Genomic DNA, 17,588 nt, shown 5'->3' with positions numbered 1-17,588 from the left:
CCTTTCGGTGGTCAGTGCTTCGGTGCGCGGAACGCGGCCACCGTCAGCGGGCCGAAGACCACGAGCAGCAGCAGGGACCAGCCGAGCGTGGCGGCGACCGGGTGCGCGATCGGCCATGCGGCGGCGTCGGGCACGGCGACGGGGTTGCCGAACAGCTCGCGTACGGCGGACACCACCGCGCTGACCGGATTCCAGTCGGCGAGCAGGCGCAGCCCGGCCGGCAGGCCCTCGGTGGGGACGAAGATGTTGGAGATCATCGTCAGCGGGAACATCAGCATGCCGACGAAGTCCGTGGCGGACCGGGAGGGCATCACCAGACCGATCCAGATGCCGAGCCAGCTGAACGCGTAGCGGGCGAGGAGCAGCAGCGCGATGCCTGCCAGGACGCCCATCGGCGCGGCGGCCGGACGCCAGCCGACGAGCAGACCGCAGCCCGCCATCACCCCCAGCGTGATGGCCCCGCCCAGGCACTCGGCCAGTGACTGCCCGAGAGGGACGCCCGCACGGCTCATCGGCAGGGAGTGGAAGCGGTCCATGACTCCTCGGTGTTTGTCCTCGGCCGTCACGGCGGCGCTCGCGGCGATGCCGAAGACGGCCATCTGCGCCAGCATTCCCGGCACCAGGAAGTCGACGTACGAGATGCCGCCGGGCGCCCGCATGTTGCTGCCGAGCACGTAGACGAACAGCAGCGTGAAGACCAGCGGGGTGACCAGCGCCATCGCGGCCCTCTCCGGGGCGCTGCGCAGATGGGCCAGATGGCGTCGGGCGACGGTCGCCGCGTCTCCGGCGCACCAGCGCAGCCGGGAGAGCGGCGGTTCGCCGGACGTCGTCCAGGTGGCCGGTGGCGATGTGCGGGCGGGGCTCGGGGCGCGCATCACACGGCCTCCCGGTCGGGGCTCGGCCGGCTCGTGAGACTGAGGAAGACCTCGTCCAGCGTGGGGCGGCGCAGGACGAGATGGACGACCGCGATGCCTTCGGCGTCCAGTTCGCCGAGCGCTGCGGCGAGCACCGCCGTGCCCGGCACGGGGCCCGCGCCGACGGCCAGGCACACCCGGTGCGGATCGTCACCGATGTCCGGCTCCCGGCCCCCCGCGCGGGCCAGGATCTCGGCGACGCGCGCACGGTGTCCGGGGTCACGGACGGTGACGTCGACGCGTTCACCGCCGAGGGCGGACTTCAGCGCGAACGGGGTGCCCTCGGCGATGACCCGGCTTCCGGTGCCGTTCACATCGGCCAGCACGGCGATCCGGTCGGCGAGGTGGTCGGCCTCGTCCAGGTACTGCGTGGTGAGCAGAACGGTGGTGCCGGCCCGTACGAGTTCGCGGACGCTCTCCCAGAGCCCGCCGCGGCTGTGTGGGTCGAGCCCCGTCGTCGGCTCGTCGAGGAAGATCACGGCGGGCGGCACCACGAGGCTCACGGCGAGGTCGAGTCTGCGGCGCATCCCGCCGGACCAGGTACGCACCGGGCGGTCACCCGCGTCCGTCAGGCCGAAGCGCTCGAGCAGTTCCTCGGCCCGTCGCCGTACGGCGGGACCACGCATCCGGTACAGACGGGCGAACATCTCCAGGTTGTCGCGGCCGCTTATCACCTCGTCCACCGCGGCGTACTGTCCGGTCAGCGCTATGCTCCCCCGTACCCGGGCAGGGTGCCGTACGACGTCGTGTCCGGCCACCCGGGCCGTGCCGCCGTCCGGGAGAGACAGGGTGGCCAGAATGCGGACCATCGTGGTCTTGCCCGCCCCGTTGGGCGCGAGCAGCCCGCAGACGGTGCCCGGCCCGACCGTGAGATCGACGCCGTCCAGAGCGGGGGTCGTGCCGAACCGCTTGCGCAGACCGCGCACCTCGATGGCGGCGGCCTCGGCAGGTGGGGGCACGGGTTCTCCTTGGCGCAGGGGGCCGGACGATTGACGCGTGAGGCTCATGCGCGCCCTCGGTCACGGGCGGTGGCAGCCGCGGACGGGACGGGACGCGGCAGCACCGGCAGGGTCAGCAGCCCGCGCATGTCGCCGACGGGGAGCCACCGCTGGGGCGCGTGCGGATCGGCCGCGGCCAGTTCCGGCCACCGGCTCAGCAGCGCGGCGAGCACGGTCTCCGTCTGGAGCCGGGCCAGCGGCGCGCCCAGGCAGTAGTGAATGCCGTGGCCGAACGACAGGTGGGCACCGGATGCCCGGGTGATGTCGAGCCGGTCGGGCTCGGGAAAGACGTCCGGGTCCCGGTTGGCGGCCGTGAGCGCGACGCTGACGACGCTGCCTGCGGGAATGAGGGTGCCGGCGAGCTGTACGTCCTCGCGTGCCACCCGCAGCGTGGTCCGGGCGAGCGGCGCCTCGTAGCGCAGCAGTTCGTCCACGGCCGAGGGCAGCAGTTCCGGGCGGTCCCGCAGCAGCGCGAGCTGATCGGGGTGGCGCAGCAGGGCGTCGACCGCGTTGCCGATCATCCCCGTCGTGGTTTCGTGTCCCGCGACCAGTAACAGCACCAGCAGGCCGACCAGCTCCTCGTCGCTGAGCCGTGCGCCCCGGTCGTGCGCCACGATGAGGGCCGCGAGCAGGTCGGGCTGCTCCTCCTGGGGCAGGTCGGTGCGGACTCGGGGACGCTTCGCGGCCACGAGGGAGGCGAACCACCGGTGCAGCCTGCGCGTGCGCTCAGCAGGGCCTGTTCCGGGTCCGGCCGCGCTTTCGGACACCGTGAGCATCCGGGTGGCCCAGTTCAGCAGCGCGCTGCGGCCGGCGTGGGGCACTCCCAGCAGTTCGCAGATCACCAGGACCGGCAGCGGGAAGGCGAGCGCCGTCATGAGGTCGACGGGGGTCGCGGCGCCGTCCCGGGTGCCGGGCTCGTCCGGGACGGCATCGAGCAGTTCCCGGGTGAGCTGTTCGACCCGGGGCCTGAGCGTCTCGACGCGGCGCGGGGTGAACGCCCCGGAGACCAGCCGCCGCAGCCGCGTGTGGTCCGGCGGATCGCTGTTGACCAGGGGCAGGAAGAAGCTGTCCGCCCCGAAGACCGCGTAACCGGCGGCGGTCAGCGCCTGCTCGGCGAGCCGGGGGTCCTTGGAGAAGCGGGGGTCGAGCAGGACCTCCCTGGCCTCGGCGTGCCGGGTGATCAGCCAGTACCCGAGGCCTCGCGGGTTGCGGACGAGACGCGGTCCCGGGCTCTGCCGCAGACGGGTGTAGTAGTCGTGCTGATCGGAGAAGAAGGCGGGAGTGTCGATCTCCGTCGGGATTTCGGCGGGTCGGCTCACGGCGCGCTCACCCGTGTGCCTGTGCGGACGCAGTGAGCAGGGATTCGATGACGTCGGCCGCGGCGGGTGCACCGCCCGCACGCCGGACATGACCGCGCATGTCCCGGACGCGGTCGCCGTAGGAGGAGTCCGCCAGCACCGCACGGGCCGCCTCCCGCAACGACGCGGCCGTGACCTCCCTACGGTGAAGCATCACCCCCAGCCCCAACCCCACCAACCGGTCAGCATTGGCACGCTGCTCACTCATCTGCGGAATCGCCACCATCGGCACCCCGAAGAACAACGACTCCATCACACTGCCCATCCCCGCATGCGTCACGAACAGGTCCGCCTCCCGCAGCACCCGCAACTGCGGCACATGCGCACGCACCTGCACATGCGCCGGAACCCCCGACAACACACCCGGATCCACCCGGTCCCCCACCGCCATCACCACATCCCACGGAAGACCGGCGAAGGCATCCACACACGCCTGGAAGAACCCCACATCGTCGTTGTGGATCGTCCCCAACGACACCAGCACCAACGGCCGCTCACCCGAACCATCCCCCGGCCGGCTCCACTCGCCGTCAAACCGACGCTCCGACCAGCACGGCCCCACGAAGTGGAAGTCCTCACCGAACGTCTCACCCCGAAACTGGAACTCCCGCGGAATACACACCAACGCGGGACCCGACTCGCTCCCGGTCATCAGCTCCTTGGGCCCCAGGGGCACCTTGAGCCGGTCCAGCAGGGTGGTGACGGCGTGGAACACCCGCATGATCTCCGGGTGCGACGGGTCGACGTCCGTACGGTGCGTGGCGAGCGACCAGCCGGCTCCCGCGGCGAACGTGGTCCGGTAGGGCAGGACCGGAATGCCGCGCCGTGCCGCGATCAACCGGGCCGCCCACCCGGAGGGGTCGTCGTAGACCACCAGGTCGGGCCGGTCCTGTGCGAACGCGCGGTCCAGGGGGCCGAGTACGGCCACGGTCTCACGCAGCAGATCCCGCAGGACCCGGGCCAGGTCGTCACTGCCGAAACGGTCGGGGCGGTCCGCGGCACTGTCCTTGGCCGGCAACCCGTCCATGGTGGACTCGTAGCGCAGCGGTACCGCACCGGTTGCAGCCGCGGCGGTGGCGAACCGGTCGGTCGTCGCGAAAGTGACCCGGTGACCGCGGCGCGTCAGCTCCGCGGCGACGCCGAGAGCGGGGTTCACATGACCGTGCCCGGGCAGGGCGAAGAACGCCACGTGCGCCGGGCGGGAGTCGCCGCTCACCGCTCCACCCCCGCCGTCACCAGCAGGGATTCGATGACGTCGGCCGCGGCGGGTGCACCGCCCGCACGCCGGACATGACCGCGCATGTCCCGGACGCGGTCGCCGTAGGAGGAGTCCGCCAGCACCGCACGGGCCGCCTCCCGCAACGATGCGGCCGTGACCTGCCTACGGTGAAGCATCACCCCCAGCCCCAACCCCACCAACCGGTCAGCATTGGCACGCTGCTCACTCATCTGCGGAATCGCCACCATCGGCACCCCGAACGACAACGACTCCATCACACTGCCCATCCCCGCATGCGTCACGAACAGGTCCGCCTCCCGCAGCACCCGCAACTGCGGCACATGCGCACGCACCTGCACATGCGCCGGAACCCCCGACAACACACCCGGATCCACCCGGTCCCCCACCGCCATCACCACATCCCACGGAAGACCGGCGAAGGCATCCACACACGCCTGGAAGAACCCCACATCGTCGTTGTGGATCGTCCCCAACGACACCAGCACCAACGGCCGCTCACCCGAACCATCCCCCGGCCGGCTCCACTCGCCGTCAAACCGACGCTCCGACCAGCACGGCCCCACGAAGTGGAAGTCCTCACCGAACGTCTCACCCCGAAACTGGAACTCCCGCGGAATACACACCAACGCGGGACCCGACTCACTGCCCCCGAAGAACTCCTCGGCGGTGAGACCCACTCCGAGTCCGGCCAGCATGGCGGCGATCTCCCCGTACACGGCGTTCAGTCCCGGGTGGTCCGGCTCGAAATCGGCGTACTCCCCGTCCGTGCCGAGCGACCAGTGCTCGTTCGCGGCCATGGTGGGGATGCTGCGCACGGCCGGTATGCCCCAGCTGTGCGCGAGCAGCCTGCCGGTCCAGCCGGACAGCCCGTCGTGGACGAGAACATCCGGACGGTCACCGGCGAACGCCCGGTCGAGCTGCGGGTACAGCGCCTCGGTCTCCGTCACCAGGCCCCGCAGCACCTGCACGAAGTCGCCCGTGGTGAAGCGGTCGACGCTCTCCAGGTCGTTCATCGCGTTGCGGGTCTGCCGCATCGTGGTCTCGTACGGCACCAGCGTGGCGCCGGCCTCCTCGATCTCCGCGCCCTGGTGCGCTGTCACCGCGTAGCTGACGCGATGGCCGCGCGCCACGAGTTCCGCGACGATCCCTGCCGTCGGATTGACGTGACCGGCTCCAGGAATGTTGAAGAACGCGATATGGGACATCGAACCACCTGTGTTTGCGGGCGGGGGGAAAGAAACGGTCATCGGAGCGGCAACCTAGCAAAGGATTCGACGAGTTCGCCATGCGATCACCGTTTTCCTCACCGCAATAACCAAAAGGCGAGGCTGCGTCTCCCACCCGAGTATGAGACGGGCGGTTCGATTCATACACGTGCGGTGACCGATAAACCAGTGAGAGGGCGGAAGAATTCGCCAACCTCCCCAGAGAGCATGACGACGGCTGCCCGGCCGACGGGCAGCCTCGCGGATGCCTTCGGGTATCCGCGGAGATCATCACTGTCGAGGAGGCAACCATGCCCGTCGCCGACCTGCTCGCCGACGACCTGCTTGAGCTGGACGCCCTGACCGAGGACGAACTCCTCCAGGTCGAGGCGGACGACAAGGAGGCGCAGGCCATCCTGTGCTCCTGCTGCTGCTCCTGGTGCGGCTGCTGAGTATCGGTCTGATGCACGTCTCCCGGGAGGCCCTGTCTCCCGGGAGACGCCAAGAGGTCGGAGTGAGAGATGACGAGTGAAGAGAACTGGGGCCTGCCGCCCATCCCGATCCCTCCCCTCGGGGCGAAACGCCTGCTCCTGGTCGGCACCGGATCGTCCAACGCTGCTTTCCTTCCCCTCTGGATCAACTGGTTCCAGGTCAGTTATCCGAAGGTTGAGATGCGCATCGTTCTCACTCGCTCCGCTCAGCGATTCGTGACCAGAGAAGGCCTTTCCGTCCTCACCAACCGACTTGTTTTCGAGGACTCCTGGTCCGAGGAACCACAAGCGCGAAAACTCCATGTGGAACTGGCGAGCTGGCCGGATGCGATAGCCGTCTACCCGGCGGGCCTGCACTTCATCGCGCGACTCGCCCAAGGCCTCGCGGACACCCCCGTGACGATGGCACTCCAGTGCACCGACGCCCCGATCGCGCTCGCCGCGGCGCTGCCGCCGGGCGGCTGGGAGAGCGCCGCCATGAACGATCACCGGACCCGGCTCGCGCAGCGCACCAACGTCGTCCTGCAGCCGCCGGTCGTGGGGCTGAGCATGACGACGGGGCGCCACGACGGCAACCAGCCGGACACGCTTCCCAACCTCCTCAAGAGTCTGGAGGACCTGCGCACACGGCGGGCCGCCGAACGCCCGGCTGACGGAGTGGTGAACGGTGCCGGGCCCCGCTGAGGCCGGGGCCGGCCGTCATGTGGCGGTCTTCACGGCCGCCGCGTACAGCCACATCAGCCCGCTGCTGGGCACCGTGAGGGAACTGGTGCGGCGTGGGGTGAGGGTCAGTTACGCCACGACGCAGCAGTTCGCGCCGCTGGTGGAGGCCACGGGGGCAACGGCCGTGGTGTTCCGTTCCTCGCTGCCCTCGGACCCGGGCGCCTGGCCCACCGACACCCGGCGACTGCCGCTGCTCTATCTCGACGACGCCCGCGCCATGCTGCCGCAGCTGGACGCCTCCTTCGCCGGGGACCGGCCCGACCTCGTCCTCACGGAGGATCCGGCCGGGGCGGGAAGCGTCCTCGCGGCGAAGTGGCGTGTCCCGTCCGTCCAGGTCTGGACGTATCTGGCGGCCGCCCGACACTGGTCGCTGATCGAACCGGGCACGGCCGGCGCCAACCCGATGGCCGCGGAGTTCCTGTCCCAGCTCGGCTCGTTCCTTGCCCAGGAGGGCGTAACGACCGCGGCCCGGGACCATCTGACGTCGGGTCTGGCGGGCGGGCTGGTCCTCGTCCCGCGCTCGTTCCAGCCGGATGGCGACACTTTCGGCGAGGAGTACACCTTCGCCGGGCCCGCTCCCGCGCCCGAGCCGGACCCGGCGCAGTGGACGCCGCCCGACGGCGGCGATCCCGTCGTCCTGGTCTCCCTGGGGTCCATCGACCACGACCACCCGGAGTTCTTCGGCACGGTCGCCGAGGCGTTCGACGGTCTCGCCTGGCATGTGGTGATGGCGATCGGTGACCGGTGCGAGCCCTCCGACCTGCCCCCGCTGCCTCCCAATGTCGAGGCGCACCGCTGGGTGCCGAACACGGCCGTGCTGAGGCATGCCTCACTCGTGATCCATCACGGCGGGATGGCCACCACGATGGAGGCCCTCCACCACGGCGTGCCCTCCCTCGTCGTCCCCCGGCTGCCGGAGCAGGCGGGCAACGCCAGGCGGGTCCGGGAGCTGGGGCTCGGCACGGCGATCCCCTTCCGTTCCGTGACCGCCGCCGCCCTGCGACGCACCGCGCTCGGCCTGCACACCCACGCCGGTGTACGCCGACGGGTGAACCTGATGCGGGAGGAGATCCGGCGCTCGGGAGGAGCCGTGACCGCGGCCGACGCCGTGCTACGCCGGCTCGCCTCCGGATGACCGGCGAGGTGATCGGCGACGGGTTCGTCGCCCGGTACGTCCGGCGGCACCTGGTGCCGGGCGGGCCGGTGACCGTGCTGGCCGCGGGAGTGTCGAGCACGTCGGCGACCGCGCCGGAGCAGTTCGCCCGCGAAGCGGCGCTGGTGACCGAGACGGCGCGCCGCTGCCGCGAGCGGAACCGCCTGCTGGTCCATCTGTCCTCGGCGTCCTGCGGCCTCTACGGAAGGCGGGGCGAGGGCCGCGAGGACGCGCGGGTCACTCCCCCGACCCCCTACGGCCGGCACAAGCTCGCCATGGAACGGGTCGTTTCCGACTCCGGCGCCCCCTGGCTCACGCTGCGGCTCAGCCATCTGGTCGGTCCGGGCCAGAACCCGGCACAACTCATACCGTCACTGGCTGCCCAGATCCGCTCGGGCACGGTCGTCGTCCACCGCGGGGCCCGGCGGGACCTGTTGGACGTCCGGCATTTCGTCACGGTGCTGGACCGGCTGCTCGCTCTCGGGGTGCGCGGCCAGATCGTCAACGTCGCCTCCGGGTTCTCCTTCTCGGCCGAGGAGATCGTCACGGCCCTCGAACTGGGGCTCGGCCAGCGGGCGCACCGGATCCTTCGAGACGTGCCGGCCGAGTCCCTGCGGATCTCCAACCGGCGGATGCGGGCCTTCGTCCCCGAGACCGAGCACTTCGGCTTCGGTGCCGGCTACCTCGACCGTCTCGTGGCCCGCTACGTGCCACACCTCGCGGCGGCCGAGCGAACCGGGGCCTGAGCTAGCCGCGGGCGCTGCGCGCCAGCCACGGCGTCAGGTTGGGGCTCGTGATCAGTTCCTTGTACGTCTCGTCCGCGGGCAGCGGCACGACGAGCCACTGGCCGGGGGGAAACAGCCGGCCCTTGGTGTAGGCGAGCCCGCCGTAGACAGACCTGAGAAACGCGGGGACCGAGTCGCGGGGGACGTCGTGGAACTCCACCCCGTCCACGGTGATGTTCGCGTCGTCCTCAGGGAAGAGCCGGACGCTCACGGACGGCGATCCCGCCAACTCCACGAACGCCTCGTGCGGCAGCGAGCCGTCGGGGTCCAACACCGTGAAGAGCTCGGCCGACGTACGGCGCGACGTCTGGTCCGCGCCGATGTCGTCGGTGACTGACATCGCCAATTCGAATGACTCCGCGATGTCGCGTATCGCGGAGACTGCAGCCTCGGTGGTCGGTAGGTGCACGTTCTCCATGCACCTGATCATGCCCGATGAAGGCGGGCGCGACCAGGATGCCGGAGGGGCTCCGAAACAGCGATCGCCCGCATCACCGCGACCGGCACCACGTGCCGTCGACGTGCTCGGGGCCGGCGGCCGGGGGCGCGCACAGCCCGACCAGAACCGTCTACTGGAAGGCATCACCTCCCTACCCGTCGAGTTACACCGATGAGGCCCAGAGCAGCGACCGCCACCAGCGCAGCGCGCCGTCGCCAAGGAGCTCGGCGCTCTCGCGGACTGGCACCGTGATGGGATGAAACCCCGTCGCGTCCGACGCAGGTTTTACCGTCTCATGGTTGCCGCCCCCCGACGGCTCGTCGGATTCTTGGCCACCATGCCGTCAGGCAGCTGATTCTGCTGTTCACGGGGGGTGTACGGGTCCCCCCGCGCTGAGCGGGGAAAGGTTCATGCACCTCGAGTTCCGGCACCTCCGTGTCCTGCTCACCGTCGCCGAGGCCGGCAGCATCCGCAAGGCAGCCGCGCGCTTGCAGCTCTCGCAGCCGGCCACCAGCGCTCAGCTGAAGCGGATCGAACACGAGCTGGGCGGCCCGCTCTTCATCCGCAGCGCCGACGGGGTGAAGCCGAACGAGAACGGCCAGTACGTCCTGCGCTGCGCCCGTGACCTCGTCGCCGGCTTCGACCGGCTGCGCGAGCACGCGCGGTCGGCGGCCGAGGCGGACAGCCGGGCCGCCGCCCCGCTGCGGGCGGGCGGAACCGCAGGCCCCTTGGTCTCCCTGCTGGTCTCCGCCCTCTTCGAACTCGTTCCGGAGCGCCGGCTCACCATAGATGCCCGCCGCTCGGTGCACACCCTGGTGAAATCGCTGAGTCTGGCGAAGTGCGACATCGCGGTGTTCGGCGAGTTCCCGGGCTTCCCGCTCCCGGTCGGCGACTCGGTGGCGACGCGCACGCTGCTCCGCGAGCCGGTCTTCGTCCTGCTCTCCGAGGACCACCCGCTGGCGCGCCGGGAGATGGTCGGTCTCCATGAACTGGCGGACGAGGACTGGGTGATGCCGGAGGCGGACGAGAGCGGTGTGCACGCCTACCTTCACCTCACCTGCCAGTCGGCAGGATTCACCCCGCGCATCACCCATGTGACGCCGGACCTGTCCGTGGCGCAGATCCTGGTCGCCGGCCGGCGTGCCGTCTGCGGCGTGTGGCCGACCGCCGATGTCGCCGCCCAGGGCACCGTGCAGCGGCCCCTCGTGGACGTCCCGTTCCACCGTCGGCTCCTGCTGGCCTGGAACACGGCATCGGTTCCGCCCGAGCTCGCCGACGCGGCGGGCGAGCGTCTGCTGGCCGCCTATCTGTCACTGGTGCGGCAGCGGCCGCAGTATCTGGCCTGGTGGGAGGGCGGGGGAGAGAAGTTCGCCCTCGGCGAGGGCAGCTGGCCCCCGGAGTCACGGGCCTTTGCCCTATAGCTCCGCGGCTATATCCCAGATGGGATCAGGTCAGGAACATGCCACCTGGTGAACACTTCGCGTCAACGTCCAAGGACGTCGTCACCCCACGACGACCCAACGTCCGAGGACGTCGTCACCCCACGACGAGCGAAGGAATCTCCCCGTCATGTCCCGTCCCTTTCTTGCCCTTTCCGCGATGGTCGCCGCCGGTGTCATCACCACGGGTGCGATGGCCGTACCCGCGCACTCGCAGCCCCAAGCGGTGCAGGACGGAACCTCCGTCCGCGACACGGCGATATCCCAGGCCAAGGCGAACGTGACCCGGCACGCCGACACCTTCGGGTTCGGCGCGGGCCAGACGCTCAAGGTGAAGGACGTCGTGATCGACGCAGACGGCACCCAGCACGTCCGCTTCGAGCGGACCTACCGCGGCCTCCCCGTCGTCGGCGGCGACTTCGTCGTCCACCAGAAGGCCGATGGCTCGCTCAAGGGATCCACCCGCGCCAAGGCCCACAAGGTGGCACTCAAGTCCGTCACTCCCGCCGTCGACGCCAAGGGCACCGCGGCAAGCGCTCTGAAGCGCTCGCGCGGGTTGGTGCGCAACGCCAAGTCCACGCCCGAGCTGATCGTGTGGGCCGCCGACGGCACCCCGCGCCTGGCCTGGCGGACCACCGTGCAGGGCCTGGGCGACAAGGGCCAGCCGCACGGCGAGGTCTTCGTCACCGACGCCACCACCGGCGCGGCGATCGAGAACTACGACGCCGAGCACGAGTCGACCGGCACCGGCCACTCCGAGTACACCGGTGACGTCAGCATCGACACCACCCAGCAGGCCGACGGCACCTTCGCCCTGATCGACCCGGTGCGCGGTCACATCACCAAGGACGCCCACAACCTCTCGTCCTCGTCCCTGAAGAGCTCCTCCGGCACCCTGTTCACCGACGCCGACAACATCTGGGGCGACGGCAAGAAGTTCTCCACCGACAGAGCCACCGCCGCCGTCGACGCGCACGCCAACACGGCGAAGACGTTCGACTACTACAAGGCGACCTTCGGCCGCAACGGCATCAAGAACGACGGTCGCGGCGCCACCGTCTTCGTCCACGTCGGCACCAACTGGGACAACGCCCAGTGGTCGGACTCCTGCTTCTGCATGATGACCGGTGACGGCAACGGCACCGTCGACCCCGAGCAGGTCGACCTCGACACCATGGGCCACGAGATGACCCACGGCGTCACCTCGGCCACCGCCAACCTGCGCTACAGCGGTGAGTCCGGCGGCCTGAACGAGGCCACCAGCGACATCCTCGGCACCATGGTCGAGTGGTACGCCAACAACCCGGTCGACACCCCCGACTACCTCTTCAGTGACCAGTCCACCCCGCCGTGGCTGCGCCGCTTCGACAAGCCGTCCCTGGACGGCCGCTCCGCCGACTGCTGGTCGAAGTCGGTCGGCCGCCTCGACGTGCACAACTCCTCGGGCGTCGGTAACCACTGGTTCTACCTCGCGAGCGAGGGCAGCGGCGCCAAAACCATCAACGGCGTCTCCTACAACAGCCCCACGTGCAACGGCTCCACCGTCACCGGCATCGGCAACCAGAAGGCATCCGCCATCTGGTACCGGGCGCTGACCGTCTACATGACCTCCACCACGGACTACAAGGGAGCCCGCACCGCGACTCTGAACGCGGCGAAGGACCTCTACGGCGCCGGCAGCCCCGAATACGCCACCGTGGCCGCGGCCTGGAGCGCGGTCAACGTCCTCTGACACACCGACGCACCGTCTGATTCGTGCGAGCCGGCCCGGACGACGACGAGAACCATCTCAGCCGTCGCCCGGGCCCGGTGTTCTCCGGCGACGCCGCGACGACCGGTGAGCCCGGCTGCCCCGCAGGTGAACTCACGGGCGAGCAGTGGTGGTGACGACTAGTCAGTTGGCGGCTGGCGGCGGGCTGGGCCGCTGTCGCGGCATCGGCGGCGGGAGGGGACGGGCGGGTCGGTGGTTCGGTGGTGGGCGCGGTCGAGCCGGTGGTGGTCGTGCGCGCGGCGGCGCTGGCGCGGCAGGGGCGGGAGCGGCGGCCGGCGGTGCTGGAGTGATTTACCGAGGCCGGGCATGGCCCCGTCGGCGGGGATGGTGCAGGTGCCGGAGCTCCCGGTCGGTTTCCTGCTGCGCGGTCTGGAAGCATTTTCCTCGACGGCGGTTCTGCCCTTTCAGGTGATCGGCCGGGTGAACATTTCCTGCCCGGCGCGGTCGAGACTGGCTTGCACGATGCTCATCGGGGGGCTGTCTTTCCATGATCGCCTGTGGGCGCCTGGGAGGGCCGATCACCGGGCTCGGCGAAGGCCGCAGGGCCGCTTCTCTGCAGGAAGAAAGCCAGGGTGGGAAGCCGCCACCGCCTTCATCGACGCCCTCCCGGCCGCCCGGCTCACCCAGCGCATGGATACAGGGGGGGTGCTCCAGTCACGACGTTGGACCGTCAGTTGTTCGCTCCGACGGACCCGCGCTCGGCGGGTGTGTCGATCCGATACGGCGCATGACTCCTTGCGGTGACACGATCGGTGATATGGACACCAATACGGACTGGGCGTACCGGGTGTTCGAACCCCACGGGTCCGAGGGCTGGCGCCCCTACGGCAGTGACCCCGAACGGTGGCACGGCGCGATCACCGCTCCCGACACGGACGAAGGCGCCAAGCACGCCATCGGCCGAATCATCGGCGACCTCATGACCGAGTGGGAGCGGAACGGCCTGAGCCACGCGATGCACGTCCGAGTCTTCCTCTGGCATGACGAGACGGGCGAGATGAAGGACCCCGACTTCATCGTGGAGGTCCGGCCCCGGACCGACTTCGACGTAGGGTGACCAATCCTGGACGGGACGTGTCAGCGCGTGCGGCGCCGCCAGGGCTGACCTCTGAGGCAGGGCCGCCGCCCGCCAGGCGCCGCTCGGCAGGGAGGGCAGCCACGACCATCTGCGATACGCCGGCGCACCGCTCGCGCCGCGGCGCTGCCGTGCCCGAGCCGTACGGCCCGTCGGCGCGAGGACCGGCGCTCGCTGGAGGCCGGACGGACGGGCCGCGTTTCGGGGTGCTCGTGCTGATCGTGGACGGCAGTCCGGGCCGTAGATCGTCTGGCAGGCCGGTCTTGCCGATGAGTTCACCGTCCTCGAACGGTCTACCCAGCGACACGACCGTTCTCGACAGGAGAGCCATGTCCACCATCCAGCCAGTGATCCTGACTGCCGACCACCACGTCCTGCTCGGCTTCTACACGAAATTGTTCGGCGCCGAGGAGATCTTCCGGGTGCCGGAGGCAGGCCCGGTCTTCTACCTCGGCTTGCGCATCGGCGACACCGACCTCGGGCTGGTGGCCAAGACCAACCCGGGGACCGGGGCGGAGCCGCGGATCCTGCTCAGCATCGCTGTCGACGACGTCGACGAGACACTCGGCCGGGTGACGGCGCTGGGCGGGTCGGTCCGCGGCGGCCCCAACGACATGCCGTGGGGACAGCGCGTCGCCCACATCCAGGATCCCGACGGCAACCCGGTGAACCTCACCCAGCCGATCCCGGCTCAGTGACGCTGTTCCGGAGAGCAGCGCGCGAAGCAGGTGGGTTGCGCGAGCGCGGTCAGTGCGGAGCTTGGTGAGATCCGCCCCGGCCAGGGCGCCGAGGCCGGCAGCACGCAGGTGGATGTGGTCGCGGCGGGCGGCGGTGGGCCAACGTCGACGCGGTCGACGTGGGCGCGCCACTGGGCCGCAAAGAACGGCCGATGCCACCCTGCTGCCGGGACGGCCATGCCTGTTGCCCGAGCCGCTCGCCCGCACAGGGAATCCGGCTGGGCTGCGGGCCCAGGCCGGGACGGATGGCGTGCCGGTCAGGGAGGCACCGGAGCCATGGGGGGTGCGGTGCGCATGCTGGTGCTGATGTGCACTGTGGGCCATGGTGGTGGGCCGCGGCTCGGGGCGCCGGTTTTCCTGACTGCCCCGAGCCGCGGGCCGGCCGGGTACTAGTGGTTGCCGAGGATCTTGTTCATCTCGGTGATCTCGGCTGACTGCGAGGTGACGATCGACTTGGCCATCGTCTTGGCGGGTCCGTAGGCGCCCTTGGCCTGCTCGGTCTTCGCCATCTCGATGGCGCCCTGGTGATGGCTGATCATCATCTGCACGAACGCCTTGTCGAAGGCGTCACCGGACAGGTCCTTCAGCTTGCCCATGTCGTCGTCCGACATCATGCCGGGCATCGACGAGTGATCCATGCCCGGCATGGCTGAGTGACCCATGCCGGCCATGCCGGCGTCCGGGGCCTTCTCGCCCCAGGCCTTCAGCCAGCCCGACATGGTGGTGATCTCCGGATCCTGAGCCTGCTTGATCTTCGCAGCCAGGTCCTTGACCTGCTGTGACTTCGCTCGCGACGGCGCCAGGTCCGCCATGACCACGGCCTGCCGGTGGTGCGGGACCATTCCCTGCGCGAACAACACGTCCTGCGCGTTGTGGCTGCCCTGCGCGGCCGAAGCGGTAGCCGGCGCGCTGGCGGAGGACATCGCCCCCATGCCTTGTCCGGATTGCTTCGAGGACGAGGAGGAGTCGCTGCTGCCGCAGGCGGCCAGCACCACCGCAGCAATGGCGGTCGCGGCCAGCGCGGTGGTCCGGCGGATGAGAGAACGGCGAGATGCCATGAAAAGTACAGCTCCTTGAAGCGCCCGCGCTCACGCGCGGGATGACGGATGCAGACAGACCGGAGCGCGCCACCTGCCTCAGGCGGGTGCCGTGCGGGCGCCTCTAGATCCGCAGGAGCTGCAGTTGGGAAAGGTCCGGCGGTGCCCGGCCGTCCACCGCCCCCACGGCCGGAACGCTGCCGGCGGTCGCCGCGGGCTCGCGGGCGACCAGTGACGGCATCAGGACCGGCGGAACGTAACCAGCGGCCGTACCGCCCGCTGCACAGGTCCCGCCGGAGTGGTCCGTGCCCATGCCGCCGCCCGGGTCCGTCAGGTGCTGGCAGTCTGCCCCCGCAGCGTGGGCGGACGCGGGCTGCCGGCCTGGGGCCACGACCGACATCGCCATGTCGTGTCGGCCGGCAGCCGGCATACCCATGGGTGACAGGGCATGCATCCCCAGCACCCCGGCCACCAGTGCCAGAGCCATCCACATCCAGCGCACGGAACTCATCACAGAGCCGATACGGATGCTGGACGTCATGCGTTCAGACGGGGGTTCCCTCCGGAAGGCTTCGCGCTGCTGTTGGCACCTCACCCCTGGCGCATCCTTCGTGCCAGCCATGCGGACGGGTCATCTGATGTTCCATGCCGGCTGGGTGGCCAGGTGGAGTGCTTGCTCCAGCGGGCCGCGCCGGAAGCGCCGGGTCCACACGACCGCCAGAACCATGGCGGCCGCCATGAAGCTCAGCAACGCCGGCAGGGCGGCCATGGTGTCCTCATCGACCGCGGCCACGTACCAGACATCGCCGAAGAACCACAGCGCGACGACGTGCAGGACGTACATGGTCAGTGCCGTCATGCCGACCGCGGCAACAGGTGTGGCCAGCCGGGTGAGGCGGGGCATCCGTTCGGCGACTGTCAGACAGGCGGAGATCACCACGAGGGCCACACCGGTGTTGGCGACCACGGAGAAGGAGGTCTGGCTGTGCGGAACGGCCACCAGCAACCACGCCGGCGGGGGACGGCCCTCAAGTCGGCCGACGGTGTCGGACCACCAGGCCGACGAGGCCGAGCCGCCGTCCGTGGCGGACGCGACGGCGGAAAGGGCGTGCGGGACCAGGTGCAGAGCGAGCCAGGAACTGCCGTAGCCCAGCAGAGCCAGCACCCCGCCGACGATCGCGAGCCGACATCGAGTGCCTGACCGGGTCAGGTCCAGCCGGGCCACCGCCATGCCCGCGATGAGGAAGGGGATCCAGGTGAGCACCGGGTATTCGCCCGTGACCAGGAGCTCGATGATGCCGTCCGTCCCGCTGATCCGGGCCAAGGGGTCATGGGCGATGACGGCGTCTGCCCAGGTGCCGCCCTCGATGGAGACCCTGATCGCGAACAGGACCTGGGGCAGGATCAGCGCACCGGCCGCAGCGATGAGAGCGAGCGTTGCTGCTCGCAGGCGGTAGAGGGGGAGGACGGCCAAGAAGAGCAGTCCGTAGAAGCTGAGGATCACGTCGACGTCGGTGTCCAGCGCGGTCAGCGCGTAACCGAGCGCCAGCAGGACGACGGCGCGAATCATGACCCTGGCCCGTACCTGACGGCCTGCCCGTCCGGTATGGGGGCGAGGGCGGCCCGTGATGATGACCAGTGAGAACCCGGCGAGCAGCGCGAAGAGCGCGGCGGAGCGGCCACGGGCGGTCTCGAGGAGGAATCCCACCGGCCCGCCGACCGTCACGTCCGGCCCGACATGGGCGGAGTACATGCCGAAGACCGCCAGTCCGCGAGCCAGGTCGATGCCGATCAGCCGGTTTGTCGAGGACCCGCCGTGGGAGGCGGGTGAGCGGTCGCGCTCAGGCCGCGCTGACATGTCCGCCGGCCCGGCCGGAATTGCTGCCATGCCTCATGGATTCACCATGTCTCACCCTGGTCACTCCGGCAGCTTTCCGAAGCCGCCCCGCCGCTTGACTGCACACCAGTCCTGCCGGTCGAGGGGGATGGCTGCGCACGCCGACGGCTCCTCCGTGCACGATGCGGGTCATCTCGTTCTGATCGCTCGCGGGGGGGGAGGCCGCTGCGACGACCACATCACCCGCCTCCTCAACAGGTCCTTCGCCATGAGCAGCTGTGTCCGGCACTGCGGTGCGCCCAGGCCGCGGCGGTCACCGCGGCGGAGCGCGAGGAACCAGGAGGAGCCCCACGCGGCCAGGCTGCATCGAGGCCCGCCGCATCGTC

General features: G+C 70.2%; 18 protein-coding genes. 9 read left to right on the top strand and 9 right to left on the bottom strand.

The features are described from left to right. Window positions 1–11: 11 nt before the first annotated feature. From S1361_RS37400 to S1361_RS37380, 5 genes are read right to left on the bottom strand one after another with little or no spacing between them, the layout of a single operon-like run. Window positions 12–875 (bottom strand): ABC transporter permease, encoded by an 864-nt coding sequence (locus S1361_RS37400; RefSeq protein WP_208036243.1) that lies wholly within the window; start codon window positions 873–875, stop codon window positions 12–14. After that, window positions 875–1,873 (bottom strand): ATP-binding cassette domain-containing protein, encoded by a 999-nt coding sequence (locus S1361_RS37395; protein ID WP_243769450.1) that lies wholly within the window; start codon window positions 1,871–1,873, stop codon window positions 875–877. The genes S1361_RS37400 and S1361_RS37395 overlap by 1 nt, the downstream gene beginning before the upstream one ends. Before the next feature lie 44 nt (window positions 1,874–1,917). Further along, entirely contained in the window at window positions 1,918–3,231 is a 1,314-nt protein-coding gene (locus S1361_RS37390; protein WP_208036241.1) for a cytochrome P450 family protein, read from the bottom strand. A gap of 7 nt (window positions 3,232–3,238) precedes the next feature. Next, window positions 3,239–4,486, bottom strand: coding sequence for a macrolide family glycosyltransferase (locus S1361_RS37385; RefSeq protein ID WP_208036240.1), 1,248 nt, complete (start codon window positions 4,484–4,486; stop codon window positions 3,239–3,241). Then, window positions 4,483–5,715 carry a macrolide family glycosyltransferase gene (locus tag S1361_RS37380; RefSeq protein WP_208036239.1) on the bottom strand — a complete coding sequence of 411 codons (1,233 nt, stop codon included), beginning with the start codon at window positions 5,713–5,715 and terminating at the stop codon, window positions 4,483–4,485. The genes S1361_RS37385 and S1361_RS37380 overlap by 4 nt, the downstream gene beginning before the upstream one ends. Before the next feature lie 311 nt (window positions 5,716–6,026). On the opposite strand from S1361_RS37380, the gene S1361_RS37375 reads away from it, so the two are divergent. The 4 genes from S1361_RS37375 to S1361_RS37360 all read left to right on the top strand — a co-directional run bounded on the left by S1361_RS37375 (window position 6,027) and on the right by S1361_RS37360 (window position 8,828). After that, window positions 6,027–6,167 carry a hypothetical protein gene (locus S1361_RS37375; RefSeq protein WP_208036238.1) on the top strand — a complete coding sequence of 47 codons (141 nt, stop codon included), beginning with the start codon at window positions 6,027–6,029 and terminating at the stop codon, window positions 6,165–6,167. A 69-nt stretch (window positions 6,168–6,236) separates the two neighbouring features. Beyond that, complete coding sequence (locus S1361_RS37370; RefSeq protein ID WP_208036237.1) at window positions 6,237–6,890, top strand: flavoprotein; 654 nt, start codon at window positions 6,237–6,239, stop codon at window positions 6,888–6,890. Continuing rightward, on the top strand, window positions 6,874–8,064 hold the full coding sequence (locus S1361_RS37365) for a macrolide family glycosyltransferase (protein WP_208036236.1): 1,191 nt from the start codon (window positions 6,874–6,876) through the stop codon (window positions 8,062–8,064). The genes S1361_RS37370 and S1361_RS37365 overlap by 17 nt, the downstream gene beginning before the upstream one ends. After that, window positions 8,061–8,828: an NAD-dependent epimerase/dehydratase family protein gene (locus S1361_RS37360; RefSeq protein ID WP_208036235.1), complete on the top strand. Its 768-nt coding sequence runs from the start codon at window positions 8,061–8,063 to the stop codon at window positions 8,826–8,828. Before S1361_RS37365 ends, S1361_RS37360 begins: the two co-directional genes overlap by 4 nt. 1 nt (window position 8,829) lies before the next feature. Here the strand turns inward: S1361_RS37360 and S1361_RS37355 are convergent, their stop codons facing one another. Further along, complete coding sequence (locus S1361_RS37355; RefSeq protein ID WP_208036234.1) at window positions 8,830–9,285, bottom strand: hypothetical protein; 456 nt, start codon at window positions 9,283–9,285, stop codon at window positions 8,830–8,832. 431 nt (window positions 9,286–9,716) lie between these two features. Between S1361_RS37355 and S1361_RS37350 the strand changes: the two genes are divergently transcribed. The 5 genes from S1361_RS37350 to S1361_RS37335 all read left to right on the top strand — a co-directional run bounded on the left by S1361_RS37350 (window position 9,717) and on the right by S1361_RS37335 (window position 14,289). Next, on the top strand, window positions 9,717–10,727 hold the full coding sequence (locus S1361_RS37350; RefSeq protein WP_208036233.1) for a LysR family transcriptional regulator: 1,011 nt from the start codon (window positions 9,717–9,719) through the stop codon (window positions 10,725–10,727). 148 nt (window positions 10,728–10,875) lie between these two features. Then, the gene (locus S1361_RS37345; protein ID WP_208036232.1) at window positions 10,876–12,477 is read left to right on the top strand and encodes a M4 family metallopeptidase; all 1,602 of its coding nucleotides are present in this window, start codon (window positions 10,876–10,878) and stop codon (window positions 12,475–12,477) included. Between the two features lie 23 nt (window positions 12,478–12,500). Beyond that, window positions 12,501–12,632: a hypothetical protein gene (locus tag S1361_RS39985; RefSeq protein ID WP_279577643.1), complete on the top strand. Its 132-nt coding sequence runs from the start codon at window positions 12,501–12,503 to the stop codon at window positions 12,630–12,632. Window positions 12,633–13,273: 641 nt separating this feature from the next. Then, on the top strand, window positions 13,274–13,573 hold the full coding sequence (locus S1361_RS37340) for a hypothetical protein (protein ID WP_208036231.1): 300 nt from the start codon (window positions 13,274–13,276) through the stop codon (window positions 13,571–13,573). A gap of 347 nt (window positions 13,574–13,920) precedes the next feature. After that, entirely contained in the window at window positions 13,921–14,289 is a 369-nt protein-coding gene (locus S1361_RS37335) for a VOC family protein (RefSeq protein ID WP_208036230.1), read from the top strand. A gap of 428 nt (window positions 14,290–14,717) precedes the next feature. Here the strand turns inward: S1361_RS37335 and S1361_RS37330 are convergent, their stop codons facing one another. The 3 genes from S1361_RS37330 to S1361_RS37320 form a co-directional block, all read right to left on the bottom strand. Beyond that, window positions 14,718–15,386 carry a DUF305 domain-containing protein gene (locus S1361_RS37330; protein ID WP_208036229.1) on the bottom strand — a complete coding sequence of 223 codons (669 nt, stop codon included), beginning with the start codon at window positions 15,384–15,386 and terminating at the stop codon, window positions 14,718–14,720. A 103-nt stretch (window positions 15,387–15,489) separates the two neighbouring features. Continuing rightward, window positions 15,490–15,906: a DUF6153 family protein gene (locus S1361_RS37325; RefSeq protein WP_243769449.1), complete on the bottom strand. Its 417-nt coding sequence runs from the start codon at window positions 15,904–15,906 to the stop codon at window positions 15,490–15,492. Between the two features lie 90 nt (window positions 15,907–15,996). After that, the gene (locus tag S1361_RS37320; protein WP_425087912.1) at window positions 15,997–17,253 is read right to left on the bottom strand and encodes a DUF418 domain-containing protein; all 1,257 of its coding nucleotides are present in this window, start codon (window positions 17,251–17,253) and stop codon (window positions 15,997–15,999) included. Window positions 17,254–17,588 lie beyond the last annotated feature (335 nt).

Source organism: Streptomyces cyanogenus, from assembly GCF_017526105.1.
GTDB classification, from domain to species: domain Bacteria; phylum Actinomycetota; class Actinomycetes; order Streptomycetales; family Streptomycetaceae; genus Streptomyces; species Streptomyces cyanogenus.
The sequence above is the reverse complement of the archived record's forward strand: the minus strand, read 5'-3'. Positions and strand labels throughout refer to the sequence as shown.

Coding starts and splice junctions, on each gene's coding strand:
- S1361_RS37400 (WP_208036243.1), bottom strand. CDS start 875: ATGCGCGCCCCGAGCCCCGCCCGCACATCGCCACCGGCCACCTGGACG.
- S1361_RS37380 (WP_208036239.1), bottom strand. CDS start 5,715: ATGTCCCATATCGCGTTCTTCAACATTCCTGGAGCCGGTCACGTCAAT.
- S1361_RS37375 (WP_208036238.1), top strand. CDS start 6,027: ATGCCCGTCGCCGACCTGCTCGCCGACGACCTGCTTGAGCTGGACGCC.
- S1361_RS37370 (WP_208036237.1), top strand. CDS start 6,237: ATGACGAGTGAAGAGAACTGGGGCCTGCCGCCCATCCCGATCCCTCCC.
- S1361_RS37360 (WP_208036235.1), top strand. CDS start 8,061: ATGACCGGCGAGGTGATCGGCGACGGGTTCGTCGCCCGGTACGTCCGG.
- S1361_RS37355 (WP_208036234.1), bottom strand. CDS start 9,285: ATGGAGAACGTGCACCTACCGACCACCGAGGCTGCAGTCTCCGCGATA.
- S1361_RS37350 (WP_208036233.1), top strand. CDS start 9,717: ATGCACCTCGAGTTCCGGCACCTCCGTGTCCTGCTCACCGTCGCCGAG.
- S1361_RS37345 (WP_208036232.1), top strand. CDS start 10,876: ATGTCCCGTCCCTTTCTTGCCCTTTCCGCGATGGTCGCCGCCGGTGTC.
- S1361_RS37340 (WP_208036231.1), top strand. CDS start 13,274: ATGGACACCAATACGGACTGGGCGTACCGGGTGTTCGAACCCCACGGG.
- S1361_RS37335 (WP_208036230.1), top strand. CDS start 13,921: ATGTCCACCATCCAGCCAGTGATCCTGACTGCCGACCACCACGTCCTG.
- S1361_RS37330 (WP_208036229.1), bottom strand. CDS start 15,386: ATGGCATCTCGCCGTTCTCTCATCCGCCGGACCACCGCGCTGGCCGCG.
- S1361_RS37325 (WP_243769449.1), bottom strand. CDS start 15,906: ATGACGTCCAGCATCCGTATCGGCTCTGTGATGAGTTCCGTGCGCTGG.
- S1361_RS37320 (WP_425087912.1), bottom strand. CDS start 17,253: ATGGCAGCAATTCCGGCCGGGCCGGCGGACATGTCAGCGCGGCCTGAG.